Source organism: Citrobacter sp. Ct235, assembly GCF_030332305.1.
Lineage (GTDB): Bacteria > Pseudomonadota > Gammaproteobacteria > Enterobacterales > Enterobacteriaceae > Citrobacter_A > Citrobacter_A telavivensis.
Window position 1 is genome coordinate 53,131 of record NZ_JAOWIC010000036.1, and the last position, 13,870, is coordinate 67,000.

At 52.5% G+C, this 13,870-nt stretch carries 10 protein-coding genes; 3 read left to right on the forward strand and 7 right to left on the reverse strand.

Annotation, left to right across the window (positions count from 1 at the left end):
• Positions 1-43: 43 nt before the first annotated feature.
• From adiC to melR, 4 genes are all read right to left on the reverse strand, one after another.
• A complete protein-coding gene (gene adiC, locus OGY35_RS03365) occupies positions 44-1,381 on the reverse strand; it encodes an arginine/agmatine antiporter (RefSeq protein ID WP_046494030.1) in 1,338 nt (445 codons plus the stop codon).
• Positions 1,382-1,509: 128 nt separating this feature from the next.
• The gene (locus OGY35_RS03370) at positions 1,510-2,271 is read right to left on the reverse strand and encodes an AraC family transcriptional regulator (protein WP_286631416.1); all 762 of its coding nucleotides are present in this window, start codon (positions 2,269-2,271) and stop codon (positions 1,510-1,512) included.
• Between the two features lie 335 nt (positions 2,272-2,606).
• Positions 2,607-4,874 carry an arginine decarboxylase gene (gene adiA / locus OGY35_RS03375; RefSeq protein ID WP_286631456.1) on the reverse strand — a complete coding sequence of 756 codons (2,268 nt, stop codon included), beginning with the start codon at positions 4,872-4,874 and terminating at the stop codon, positions 2,607-2,609.
• Between the two features lie 199 nt (positions 4,875-5,073).
• Positions 5,074-6,006: a transcriptional regulator MelR gene (melR, locus tag OGY35_RS03380; protein ID WP_152401535.1), complete on the reverse strand. Its 933-nt coding sequence runs from the start codon at positions 6,004-6,006 to the stop codon at positions 5,074-5,076.
• Between the two features lie 268 nt (positions 6,007-6,274).
• On the opposite strand from melR, the gene OGY35_RS03385 reads away from it, so the two are divergent.
• The 3 genes from OGY35_RS03385 (at position 6,275) to OGY35_RS03395 (ending at position 9,402) form a co-directional block, all read left to right on the forward strand.
• Positions 6,275-7,630 carry an alpha-glucosidase/alpha-galactosidase gene (locus tag OGY35_RS03385; RefSeq protein WP_286631417.1) on the forward strand — a complete coding sequence of 452 codons (1,356 nt, stop codon included), beginning with the start codon at positions 6,275-6,277 and terminating at the stop codon, positions 7,628-7,630.
• Positions 7,631-7,714: 84 nt separating this feature from the next.
• On the forward strand, positions 7,715-9,145 hold the full coding sequence (gene melB, locus OGY35_RS03390) for a melibiose:sodium transporter MelB (RefSeq protein WP_286631418.1): 1,431 nt from the start codon (positions 7,715-7,717) through the stop codon (positions 9,143-9,145).
• Positions 9,146-9,147: 2 nt separating this feature from the next.
• On the forward strand, positions 9,148-9,402 hold the full coding sequence (locus tag OGY35_RS03395) for a SemiSWEET transporter (RefSeq protein ID WP_061075522.1): 255 nt from the start codon (positions 9,148-9,150) through the stop codon (positions 9,400-9,402).
• A 41-nt stretch (positions 9,403-9,443) separates the two neighbouring features.
• On the opposite strand, the gene OGY35_RS03400 is transcribed toward OGY35_RS03395, so the two are convergent.
• The 3 genes from OGY35_RS03400 to dcuB form a co-directional block, all read right to left on the reverse strand.
• A complete protein-coding gene (locus OGY35_RS03400; RefSeq protein WP_152401544.1) occupies positions 9,444-10,073 on the reverse strand; it encodes a DUF2238 domain-containing protein in 630 nt (209 codons plus the stop codon).
• Between the two features lie 146 nt (positions 10,074-10,219).
• A complete protein-coding gene (fumA, locus tag OGY35_RS03405) occupies positions 10,220-11,866 on the reverse strand; it encodes a class I fumarate hydratase FumA (protein WP_152401547.1) in 1,647 nt (548 codons plus the stop codon).
• Positions 11,867-11,942: 76 nt separating this feature from the next.
• Positions 11,943-13,283, reverse strand: coding sequence for an anaerobic C4-dicarboxylate transporter DcuB (dcuB, locus tag OGY35_RS03410; protein WP_046494043.1), 1,341 nt, complete (start codon positions 13,281-13,283; stop codon positions 11,943-11,945).
• Between the last annotated feature and the right edge of the window lie 587 nt (positions 13,284-13,870).

A 13,870-nucleotide genomic window follows, 5' to 3' on the forward strand; every position in this document is an offset into this window, starting at 1 on the left:
TTAAGAACTTAAGGTTGGCTTAATGGGGGGAAAATGACGGGGGTTAGTTCCGGTTAACCGGCGCATCCAGCGGGAAGGGGTTTTTGTGGATCCGGTTGTAGTTCAGGGCGTACAGCGCGGTGATGATCATCAGGGTCACAAACGACCACATCACCTCTTTCGCGCCGGAACCGACCACCGCCCAGATGCAGTAGATAAAGGCGACAAAGGTCACCAGCAGATAGAGCGGACGCGCTTTGCCGAAGTGTCCGTGGCCGAGCAACAGCAGCGCAGCGCAGGTGTACAGATACGGCACCAGCGTAAAGATGACGGACACCGAGGAGACGAGACCAAACTCTTTCGCGGCGTTGGGCGACATGCTGCTGAACTGGAAGACCGTCATCAGAATACCGACGATAATCAGCCCGGCAACCGGCGTACCGGCCTTATTCACGCGGGCAAAAATGGGCGGGAAAAGACCGTCATCGGCGGCGGCTTTTGCGGTCTGCCCGGCCAGCAGCGTCCAGCCACCCAGTGAGCCTAAACAACCTGCTGCCGCGCAGAAGGAGACAATCGCGCCGGCGGTATTGCCCAGCGCCATGCGTGCCGCGTCACCGAACGGTGATGCGGAGACGCGCAGCGCAGCGTTGGGGATCATCCCCATGATGGCGGTCGTGGAGAGCACGTAGCACACGGCAGCAATCAACACGCCGCCAATGGTGGCAATCGGCACGTTGCGTTTCGGGTTTTTGACCACCCCTGCCGCGACCGAAGCGCTTTCGACCCCGATGAACGACCATAGTGTGACGTTAAGGGTGCTCTGAATCGCACCAAAGGTGTTCATACCGCTCACGTTCCAGGCGGCCATATAGGTTTCGCCACGAAACCAGAACCAGCCAAACACCGCGATACCGACGATGGGGACCAGCGCCAGCACGGTGGCGACGGCCTGAACGCGGGTGATCATTTTCGGACCGACAATATTGAGCAGAACGAAGATCCACAGTACCACCACGCAGGTCAGCGTCAGCACCAGCGGGTCTTTCAGAATCGGGAAGAAGTAGCTTAGGTAACCGACGCCGATAACGACCATCGCGATGTTACCGATCCAGCAGGCCAGCCAGTACAACACGTTGGTTTGATAACCGAGGAACGGCCCAAAGCAGCGGCGTGCGTAAGCGTAAGAACCGCCGGGACTGGGATCTAAGGACGACATTTTCGCGTAGACCATCGACAGCGCCAGCGCGCCAATAATCGTGACTAACCATCCGTAGATTGCAATCCCGCCGGTGGCGGCCAGGTTAGCAGGCAGCAGGAAAACCCCTGAACCCATTATATTCCCCGACACCATTAAGGTGACGGGGATTAAGCCCACTTTGTGAGCATCAGCATCCGAGGACATAAATAGACTCCTGAAAGGAACAACAAATGATGTTCTATAATACGCCTTCAGGAGTCGGTTGAATTATGTCCGGTACGGGTTATCGCTAATGCTGATATTATCGTGGCTCATTGTAAAGCGATCAAAAATCACGCTACTGCACGGTCTTTAAACTGGCTGACATAATGCAATGGGGTCATGCCATAATACTCTTTGAACACAGAGATAAAGTAAGATGTACTGTTATAACCACACAGTTCGGAGACCTGGGATATATTCTTGCCATCCATCAGGAGCTGATTAACGGCGTAGCGCATGCGGCAAGTGGTGATGATTTGACTGTAGCTGGTATTTTCGCTTTTGAGTTTCTTCTTTAGCAAACTCGGGCTAAGACAGAGGCAACGGGCGACCTGGTTAAGATTCCAGGCTTTATGAATATCACTCTCAATAATATGATAAACGCTGTCGCTGACGCGACTTCGCAGCATATACATGAGCAGGGGCATGAACTTCTTACTGTCGAGGAAACGTGATAACACGGTGAACAGCAGGGCGCGCGTGCGTTCCTCTTCACCTGGACTGTCGGTATGCGCAATGCTGTGTTGCGCCGCTACCCGAAAAACATCGGGGGTCAGACAATCGGCGGTTAATACCGGGGAGGCGCTCCGTTGCCAGAGTGGAATAGCCGTGAGATCTTTATTTAAGAAACGAAGGTAGTCTTTAATTATATCGCGGTTAATATGTGCGACCAGTGCGTTATTAATTGATGATATATCGACGATGTTATTTTCACAGGCGATGAGTGCCATATGATTAGCTTTTAAATTGATAGCCTCTTTACCATTTACACGTAGCCAGACGTCTTTTTCAGTTAACACTATGATGCAAGGATTATTGCTGAAAATTCTCATACCCCAACTCCCGAAATATGAACATAAAATACCCGTTCTCGCCAAAGGGGAGAGATAAAACAGATATTTTGATTTGTATGACGAATGAAGTCCACAATAAAATAATGGTTTTGGTTAAAATTACAATAGGCGCCAGCTAAATACTATGTACAGAAATTTTTACGCGGTGGAAACCCTGCATTGTGGATAAAAAAAAGCGCGGGGGGCACCCGCGCAAAAAGGTATGACAATGTTAGTTTTTTTCAGCAATACTCAGGAAACGCACGTCATCACCTTGTGGCCAAAACCAGGCTGCATCAGGATGGCCATTTCATGACGCAGTCGTCGGAATAGACTTACGCTTTCACGCACATCACGTGATAGACGCCATCAATGATTTCAGTGCCTTCGGTTTCATGCTCGAAGCCAGGGAAGTGATGATCCCAGGATTGCAGAGCGCGAAGATAAGCAACCTGCGGACTGTTTTCATCACCAAAGTTCTCGCCGGAGAGCAGCATCGGAATTCCCGGCGGGTAAGGGATGACGGAGTTCGCCGCGATACGTCCCGGCAAATTCTCAATGGCAACCATTTCGATGTTGTCGTTAACGATGGCGTTATAAGCCTCACGCGGCGTGATCTCGGCAACCGGCAGCCCGGAATAGGCGGCGTTCAGTTGCGCGCCTGGGTTGTTCTCACGCAGCCAGGCAAACATCTGGTCGCCCAGATCGTGGATCCCCATGTTGGCATAGGTTTGGGGATGTTCCTCCACCAGTTCCGGCATGACCTGCGCCAGCGGGGTGTTGGCATCGTAGTGATGTTTGAAGGAGCACAGCGTATTGATCAGCGTCCCCCATTTCCCACGGGTGATGCCCATCGAGAACAGGAACATAATCTGAAAATCGGTGGTACGGGTCGGTACGATACCGTGACGTCCAAGCCAGGCGGTGACCAGAGCAGCAGGCACACCCGTCTCTTCCAGTTCGCCATCGTCGCCCATACCCGGTGCAAGGATACTGACCTTGATCGGGTCGAGCATACTCCAGTTATCGGGTAAGTCCTTAAAGCCGTGCCAGGATTCGCCTGGACGCATCACCCAGCAGTTCTGGTCAGTGGCCAGCAGTTTCGCCGGAGCATCAGCAAAATCGAATGTTTTACCGGTCTGTGGATCGGTGACCACCTCTTTGTTCCACGGCTTGAAGAACCAGTCGCCGTCGGCGCTGAACGCTTTATACAGACGCGCCATGGCCTGGCGGAAGTCGATGGCTTCGTCGATCACTTCCTGAGTCAACGACAGGCCGCTGTTGCCGTCCATCATCGAGACCGCGACGTCGTTGGATGCGCAAATGGCATACAGCGGCGAGGTGGTGGCATGCATCATGTATGCCTGGTTGAAGCGGGAGAAATTCACTGCGCCGCGACCTTCCCGCACATGAATGTAAGAGGCCTGAGAGAGCGCGTTCAGCAGTTTGTGCGTGGAGTGGGTGGCAAAAACGGTAGGACCGCTGTGATCGCCCGGTTCGCCGCGCATTGCATAGTGATCGGCGTAAATCGGATTGAAGCGAGCATACCCGTACCAGGCTTCATCGAAGTGGATACGGTCGGTGGTTTGCGCCAGTAACGCCTGTGCGGATTTCGCGTTATAGCAGACACCGTCATAAGTGCAGTTGGTTACGACGCTGTAAGAGGGCTTTTGTCCCACTTTATCCTTGGTTAGTTTACTTTCGCTGATTTTTTGCTGTAGCGTTTCCGGCTGCATTTCCTGTGGGTAGATAGGGCCGATGATGCCGTAGCGGTTACGGCTCGGCACCATATACACCGGTTTCGCCCCGGTCAGGATCAGCCCCTGTTCGATCGATTTATGGCAGTTACGGTCCAGTACCACCACATCGTTATCGGTCATACAGGCCTGCATAATGGTACGGTTAGAACCGGAGGTCCCGACCACTACGGACCAGGAGCGGTCTGCGCCAAATACCCGTGCGGCGTACTTTTCACTTTCGCCAAAGGCACCGGTGTGATCGAGCAGGGAGCCCAGCGATGCACGCTCAATCCCCATGTCGCTGCGGAACAGGTTTTCGCCGTAATAATCATGATAGAAGCGACCGGCAGGCGTTTTGGTAAAACCCACACCGCCCTGGTGGCCCGGCGCGGCCCAGGAGTATTCGTGGATATCGCTGTACTTCATCAGCGCATTGAACAGCGGCGGTAATAGTTGTTGGCGATAACGGGTCATCGCCGCAACGGCGCGGCCTGCGATAAAGTCAGCGGTGTCTTCGAGGATCCAGGCGAACTCATCGACAAGCTCCAGCATATCGCGGTCCAGCGATGCGGTGGCTTTCTCTCTGTCACCTAACAGAAAGACCGGCACGTTTTGCTGGCGCTCATGAAGCTTACCGATCAGTTCTCTGACGTTCTGATGTTCATCAGGATGTTCCATTTGATAGCTGAACATCAGGCAATCAATGGCTTCGTTTGCCGAAAGGATGGCGTAGCCGTCGTCGAAAGACGTGGACTTAATGACGGTAACATTTTGCCGACTTAAGGCGTCTGCCAGACGTTCCACGGCCTTGCCGACCCAGGTGTCCTGATGCAGAAATTCACTTTCAACAATTAATACTTTCATCATCTTTTACCCGGTTGTGGAGGAATCTGTGATGCGGGCAAGTATTACCCTGACAAAAAAAGGTGTAAAGAGGGGGTAAAACGATGATTTTTTGAAATTAGTTGTTTATAAACAATGTGTTAAAGTGATTTTTCTGGTGTTTTTTGCAGCAGTTTATCGACAGCTGAACTATTTTTTGAGCTGATAGTGATATCACGCGTCACCCGACCATGAGCTGCCGACGCTGCTGGCTCAACTTACGGTATTGTTGCGGTGACATGCCGACATATTTACTGAAGGTACTGTAAAAACGACTACTGGAGCGGAAGCCTGCTGTCAGCGCCACGTCGAGAATGGTTTTATCCGTATCGCTGAGCAGGGCGCGGACGTGATTAATCCGCATGGCGGTGATGTATTGCTTCAGGGTCAGCTGCATCACGCGTTGAAATATCCCCATCGCATAGTTGGCATTGAGTTTCACATGGTCCGCGACGTCATTAATGGTGAGTGCCTGATCGTAATTATCAGCAATAAATCCCAACATCTGGCTGACGTAAAACTGCGCGTGGCGCGAAACGCTATTCTTATGCGTGCGTGAGGTTTTGTTGAGCAAAATCGGCTGCCAGCCGGAAAGGCTAAAGCGCTTAAGCATCAGGCCGATTTCATCGATCGCCAGTTGACGAATTTGTTCATTTGGGCTGTTTGTCTCCTGCTGCCAGCGCAGAACTTCAAAGGTACTGAGTTGCTGAGTGGCCAGGGATTTAATCACCATGCCGTGTGTGACATGGTTGATAAGCTCCCTGTCCAGCGGCCAGGAGAGAAACAGGTGCATCGGCAAACTGAAAATCGCCATCTGCCGGCAGTTGCCGGGACGGGTAAGCTGATGTGGCGTACAGGCCCAGAACATTGTGATATGCCCTTGTTTTATCTGTACAACCTCATTGTTGATCAGATACTCCACGTCCCCGTCAAAGGGGACATTTACCTCGACCTGACCATGCCAGTGACTGGCGGCCATCGCATGTGGCGGGCGTAGCTCAATATCCATCCGTTGATATTCGGAATAGAGCGACAGCGGACTGCGCGTCTGTTTTTCGTCACCATTGCACATATGCGGGTCAGGTGGGAGAAAGGGGATTGGTTGCGTGCTCATCGACACTCCGTTTCCTGAATTGTCAGAATCATGCCAGCTTTACGGGAACAGAACCGGGAATTCGGACACAAAACCGACGGTTGTAATTGATAGTAGCCCTTATAACCGCCCGGATACTCTGCTTTTCTGGCTATTTTGTCCCAAAAACTCAGATCGCCGTGCGACCAGCAGAGGATCTGAGTTTTCGGGAATGCTCATCGGGGAAGACGGAGGTTTTCACTCAGATCGCGTGCCACCATGAATCTGTTCACTACTGTTCTGGAGAGTCATGATGACAGCACCCAAAATTACCTTTATCGGCGCCGGTTCAACGATTTTCGTGAAAAACATTCTTGGCGATGTCTTTCACCGCGAGGCGCTGAAGTCGGCGCATATTGCTCTGATGGATATCGATGAGACGCGCCTTGAAGAGTCGCACGTCGTTGTACGTAAGCTAATGGATTCTGCCGGTGCGTCCGGACACATTACCTGTCATACAGAACAAAAAGCGGCACTACAGGATGCCGATTTTGTCGTTGTCGCCTTTCAGATTGGCGGCTATGAGCCCTGCACGGTGACCGATTTTGACGTCTGTAAACGTCACGGTCTGGAGCAAACCATTGCCGATACGCTCGGCCCTGGCGGCATTATGCGCGCGCTGCGCACTATCCCGCACCTGTGGCAGATCTGTGAAGATATGACGCAAGTCTGTCCGGATGCCACCCTGCTGAATTACGTCAACCCGATGGCAATGAATACCTGGGCGATGTATGCCCGCTATCCGCACATTAAACAAGTGGGGCTTTGCCACTCCGTGCAGGGAACGGCGGAAGAGCTGGCTCGCGATCTGAACATTGATCCTGCTTCATTACGCTATCGCAGCGCCGGTATTAACCATATGGCGTTTTATCTCGAACTGGAACGTAAAACCGCCGATGGCACGTATGTGAATCTCTATCCGGAACTGCTGGCAGCCTATGACGCCGGGCAGGCACCGAAGCCCAACATTCATGGCAACGATCGCTGCCAGAATATTGTACGTTACGAGATGTTCAAAAAACTGGGGTATTTCGTCACCGAATCCTCGGAACACTTTGCTGAATACACCCCGTGGTTTATTAAGCCAGGCCGCGATGATCTGATCGAACGTTACCAGATCCCACTGGATGAGTACCCGAAACGCTGTGTGGAGCAACTGGCGAACTGGCATAAAGAGCTGGAGGAGTACAAAACCGCAGAGCGTATCGATATTCAACCGTCACGGGAATATGCCAGCACCATTATGAACGCCATCTGGACGGGTGAGCCGAGCGTGATTTATGGCAACGTGCGTAACGACGCGCTGATCGACAACCTGCCGCAGGGCAGTTGCGTGGAAGTGGCCTGTCTGGTGGATGCTAATGGTATTCAGCCAACCAAAGTCGGGGCGATTCCGTCGCATCTGGCGGCGATGATGCAGACCAATATCAACGTACAGACGCTATTGACCGAAGCCATTCTGACGGAAAACCGCGATCGCGTTTACCATGCGACCATGATGGACCCGCACACCGCTGCCGTACTGGGTATTGAGGAAATCTATGCGCTGGTGGATGACCTGATCGCCGCCCACGGCGATTGGCTTCCCGCCTGGTTACACCGTTGATTGTCAACGTCGCCGGACTCAGACCCGGCGTTTACCCTCTCTAATAACAGAAGGCGGGCGCTGGTAACAGCGACCCGGTACCCTATGAGCATCTCTCTGACAACAAAATTAAGTTACGGATTCGGTGCGTTTGGTAAGGATTTCGCCATCGGCATCGTCTATATGTACCTGATGTATTACTACACCGATGTGGTGGGGTTATCGGTGGGTGTCGTGGGTTCGTTGTTTCTGGTGGCAAAGATCTGGAATGCGTTCAACGATCCGGTAATGGGCTGGATTGTGAACGCCACCCGGTCGCGGTGGGGAAAATTTAAACCGTGGATCCTGCTCGGCACACTGGCGAATTCGCTGGTACTGTTTCTGCTGTTTAGCGCCCACCTGTTTGAAGGCACGGCACAGGTGGTCTTTGTCTGCGTGACCTACATTCTGTGGGGCATGACGTATACCATCATGGATATTCCGTTCTGGTCGCTGGTGCCGACCATTACGCTTGATAAACGTGAGCGTGAGCAGCTGGTACCGTTTCCGCGCTTCTTTGCCAGTCTGGCGGGATTTGTTACCGCCGGGGTGACGTTGCCGTTTGTGAATTATGTTGGGGGGGAGGATCGTGGGTTCGGTTTCCAGATGTTCACGCTGGTGCTGATCGCGTTCTTTATTGCCTCCACCATCGTGACATTGCGCAATGTGCATGAAGTGTATTCGTCTGACAGCGAGGCTACCGCTGACAGTACCCGGCTGTCGCTGAAGTCGATCCTCGCGTTGATCTACAAAAACGATCAACTCTCATGTCTGCTGGGAATGGCGCTGGCTTACAATGTGGCCGCCAATATTATTACCGGTTTCGCGATTTATTATTTCACCTATGTGATTGGCGATGCTGACCTTTTCCCGTATTACCTGTCCTATGCCGGCGCGGCGAATTTATTGACGCTGATCCTCTTTCCTCGTCTGGCGAAGGCGCTTTCCCGGCGGATTTTATGGGCGGGCGCGTCGGTGATGCCGGTTCTCAGCGGCGGGGTATTGTTAATCATGGCGCTGGCTGGATACCACAATGTGTTTCTTATCTGCCTGGCCGGAGTCTTTCTGAACATAGGCACCGCGCTGTTCTGGGTACTACAGGTGATCATGGTGGCAGACACCGTCGATTACGGTGAGTATAAGTTTAACGTGCGCTGCGAGAGCATTGCCTATGCTGTGCAAACGATGGTGGTAAAGGGCGGCTCCGCGTTTTCGGCTTTCTTTATCGCCGTGGTGCTGGGGATCATTGGCTATATCCCCAATGCGGTTCAGTCTGCTGAAACTATCCTGGGCATGCAGTTCATCATGATTGCATTACCGACGCTGTTTTTCATCGTGACGCTGATCCTTTACTTCCGCTACTACCGTCTGAACGGCGATACATTGCGTAAGATCCAGATTCATTTGCTGGATAAGTATCGTAAAGTGCCGCCGTCCGCTTTGCATCCGGAAACGCGCCCGATACCGGTTAGCGCGACTGGCGATGTGAAGGCGTAATCATGGAATGGATTTCGTTGATAGGCTATCTGGCGGCAAGCCTGACCACGCTCTCTTTTCTGCCGCAGGCGATAAAAGTCATCACCACCCGTAATACGCAGGGGATTTCCGGACTGATGTACGTCATGTTTGTCTGCGGGTTAGTGATGTGGTTGATTTACGGATTACTCATTGAGGACACCGCGGTCAGCATGGCGAACTTCCTGACGCTGGTGTTCGCCTTGCCGATTCTGGTGATCAAATACCGCAGGGGATAGTGCAACAGGGGATAGTGCAAATTGCCGGAGGGCGTTGTGGCTTATCCGGCAATTAACCGATAGCGCTTCAACTGTCGGCAATGAATGCGCGCCAGCAGCATCACCGAGGTTAACGCGCCCAACAGCGCGCAGAACATGTCTGACTGGGTATCCCACGGGTCTCCCTGGGTACCAAGAAAATCATCCGCGCCTTGTCCCATCGCCAGTGCCGCCCACCATTCAATCAGCTCGTAAGTGGCGCTGATCGCCAGCGCCACGCAGCAAACCAGAAATGCCAGCATCTTGTTTCCGCGAACAATCTTTCCACGAAGCAGAATTTCGCGCGCCACCAGTGCCGGCACCAGCCCCTGGAAGAAATGACCCAGTTTGTCGTACGGATTGCGGCTTAAGCCCAGCCAATCCTGCACCTCAAAACCGATGGGCACTTTGGCGTAGGTGTACATTCCGCCGACCATCAGGATGATGGCGTGGAAGAAAATCAGCGTATAAAGCAGCGGGGTAAGCGGGTAGCGCGTTGCGGTTGCCAGCAGCAGCGGTACCACAATAATCACCGGCGTCACTTCCATCAGCCAGGTGATTTTCTCACCCGCCGAGACGCCGGTGTAGATGAGGATAAGCGTCAGTATCAGGGCAGCAACAGTGAGCAGGCCGGGATTCAGTGTGCGGATCATCGAGATTCTCTCAGTAAGGGAAAAGACGACTATTCACCGATACCGATAAAAATTCAACGTCTGCTATGGGAGGATAAAAAGTGGCCCGGGGGGATCACCGGACTGCCCTCAAACGTTGAGAACCGTCCGGTGCCGGGCCGAAGAGGTTATTTCGCGCAGTTAGCGCACTGCTTGCTGACTATCTGCTGGAAGAAATCGTTGCCTTTGTCATCCACCAGGATGAACGCCGGGAAATCTTCCACTTCAATTTTCCAGATAGCCTCCATACCCAGTTCCGGATACTCAATGCATTCCAGATGCTTGATACTCTGCTGCGCCAGGACCGCGGCCGGGCCGCCAATGCTGCCCAGATAGAAGCCGCCGTGTTTCTGGCAGGCATCGGTCACCTGCTGACTGCGGTTGCCTTTCGCCAGCATGATCATGCTGCCGCCGTGTGATTGCAGCAGATCAACATAGGAATCCATGCGGCCTGCGGTGGTCGGCCCTAGTGAACCTGACGGATAGCCCGCCGGTGTTTTCGCCGGACCCGCGTAGTAGATGGGGTGATCTTTAATGTACTGCGGCAACCCTTCGCCAGATTCGATACGCTCTTTCAGCTTCGCATGCGCAATATCGCGACCCACGATAATGGTTCCGGTCAGCGACAGGCGGGTTGAAACCGGGTACTGCGAAAGCTGAGCCAGGATCGCTTTCATCGGGCGGTTGAGGTCAACTTTTACCACTTCGCCTTCGCCGGCCTGACGCAGGGCTTGCGGGATGTACTGGCCTGGGTTGTGCTCCAGTTTTTCGATCCAGATCCCTTCGCGGTTGATTTTTGCCTTGATGTTACGGTCTGCCGAGCAGGAGACGCCCATACCGACCGGACAGGAGGCACCGTGACGCGGCAGGCGGATCACGCGGATATCGTGGGCGAAATATTTGCCGCCAAACTGCGCGCCGAGACCGAGTTTTTGTGCCTCTTCCAGCAGTTCCTGTTCCAGTTGTGTGTCGCGGAACGCCTGACCGTGCTCGTTACCGGTGACCGGCAGCGCATCGTAGTAGTGCGTGCTGGCGAGCTTCACGGTTTTCAGCGTGCTTTCTGCGGACGTACCGCCAATCACAAAGGCGATATGGTACGGCGGGCAGGCTGCGGTGCCGAGGGTACGCATCTTCTCAACGAGGAAATTTTTCAGCTTGCCCGGGGTGAGCAGCGCTTTAGTTTCCTGATACAGATAGGTTTTGTTGGCAGAACCGCCGCCTTTTGCCACGCAGAGGAACTTATATTCATCGCCATCAACGGTGTAGAGGTCGATCTGTGCCGGCAGGTTGGTACCGGTGTTCACCTCTTTGTACATATCCAGCGCGGCGTTCTGTGAATAGCGCAGGTTGTCTTCGATATAGGTGTTGTACACCCCTTTTGACAACGCGGCTTCGTCACCCCCCCCGGTCCAGACACGCTGGCCTTTTTTCCCCATGATAATGGCCGTACCGGTATCCTGACAGGTCGGCAGAATGCCTTTAGCGGCGATTTCGGAGTTTCTCAGGAATTGCAGCGCGACGTATTTATCGTTTTCGCTGGCTTCGGGGTCGTGGAGAATGGCGGCAACTTGTTGCTGATGTTCGGGGCGGAGCATGAAGGAGGCATCGTGGAAGGCTTGTTGCGCCAGTAGCGTCAGGGCTTGCGGCTCAACCTTCAGTATGGACTCGCCTTCAAACTCACTTACGCTGACATAATCGGAAGTGAGCAGGTAGTACTCTGTTTCATCTTTCCCCATCGGGAAAGGTGCCTGATAGAAGAACTCTTTATTTGACATGTGCTTCCAGCCTATTGATTTCTTTTAATATCATAAGTGACGCGCCGCCCGGTGAAGGGCGGCACGCGGGAGACCTTTACAGGAATCCGTACATGGCAGCAAAGATCCAGCCAAAGACGCAGGAGACGCTCACGCCAATCAAACCTGGCAGAATAAAGCTGTGGTTGATGACGAAACGACCAATGCGGGTGGTACCGGAACGGTCAAACTGAATCGCAGCCAGATCGCTTGGATAGGTCGGCAGAATGTAGTAGCCGTAGCACGCCGGGGCAGATGCCACGATGTACGCCGGGTCAACGCCGATCGCCAGAGCGACTGGAACGATAGCCGCCAGCGCCGCAGCCTGGGAGTTAACAAATTTGGACACCAGCAGCAGAACAATTGCATAGGCCCACGGATACTCTTTCACCATCTCGCCCAGCACGCCCTGGATCTCATCCATATGGGCACCGAACATGGTCTCTGCCATCCAGGCGATACCGTACACCGCCACAATCGCGATCATACCTGAACGGAAGACTTCGTTTTTAGAGATTGAAGCGGGATTGGTTTTGGTCAGGATAATAATCAGCGCGCCGGTCAACAGCATGAACATCTGGATAACCAGCACCATTGACAACGCTTTGCCGCCAAAGGAAGGACGCAGCTCGGAGAAAGCACCCAGAATGGCTACAATCGCGATAGAACCCAGGAAGATCCACATCGCCAGCCAGTTGCTTTTCGGCAGCTTTTTGTCCAGCAGCGTTGCGGTGTCACCATACACGTAGTGATGGTTTTCCGGTACGGAGATGAATTTCTGGAAGTCTTCGTCTTTATCCAGATCTTTACCGCGGAACCAGCTGAAAATACCGATTGCCAGGATACCCAACAGCGTGGACGGGATGGTGATTGCCAGCAGGTCGAGGAATTCCAGGTGTTTACCTTCAAACGTCACATTACCCAGCATCGCAACCAGAGAAACCACTGCGACTGATACTGGACTTGCGATAATCCCCATTTGCGCGCCGATGGAGCTGGCGGCCATTGGACGTTCCGGGCGAATGTTGTTTTTAATCGCAACGTCGTAAATGATTGGCAGGATCGTGTAGACCACGTGGCCGGTACCGCAGAGGATAGTCAGGGTACAGGTCACGAACGGCGCAACGATAGAGACATATTTTGGGTTGCGGCGCAGCAGTTTCTCTGCGATCTGCAACATGACATCCAGACCCCCGGAGGCCTGTAGGGTTGCTGAGGCCGCGACCACCGCGATGATCACCAGCATAACGTCAACCGGTGGTTTACCCGGCTGGAGGTGGAAAACGAAGACCAGAATGACCAGGCCGATACCGCCTAACAAACCCAGCGCGATACCGCCCTTTCTGGCACCATAAAACAAACATATTAATATTATGAGAAGTTGTATACTAAATAGCATTTATTTACCCTCGCGATAAACCAGTCAATTTTGATAAATGGATCACAGCCATGTTCTGTTTTTTGTGTAGTGGGCGCAGAGCCTGGCTAATATTCGTTTCGTCTGAAAGTGTGATTAGTTTCTAAACATTGAATAAAAGTTTTTCATAAGGAACATGGAAACTCTTATCGTTTTTTCAGGCTGTTTTCAGAAAGCAAGACTCTCTGGCGATGGGCAGTGTTGAAAAAGGAGAGCAGAAGCAGTTTCGGGATCTTTTTTTGTATCTTTATGAAAAATATGAACATGTCATCTGCTCACAGAGTGTGCTTATCCCTAAGATGTAGCATGAGCTCCGTTGCTACCGTTTATCGTTTTTGTTAATCCGTCTGGTTATTTCCAGACTACTCCTTTGTGATTAAAAATACACACTCTATGAGGTGGATAATACTTTATTAACTTTTGTTAGCGTTTTTGAAATTAAAAACAATGCTATGTCGGATAATAATAAAGCATTGATAAATGTGAAGTGATGCAATTATATTTGATCTGGCACAATTTCTGAATTTTCAGACAGTAACCTTAACCTTTTTATTTTTTCATTATTGTAA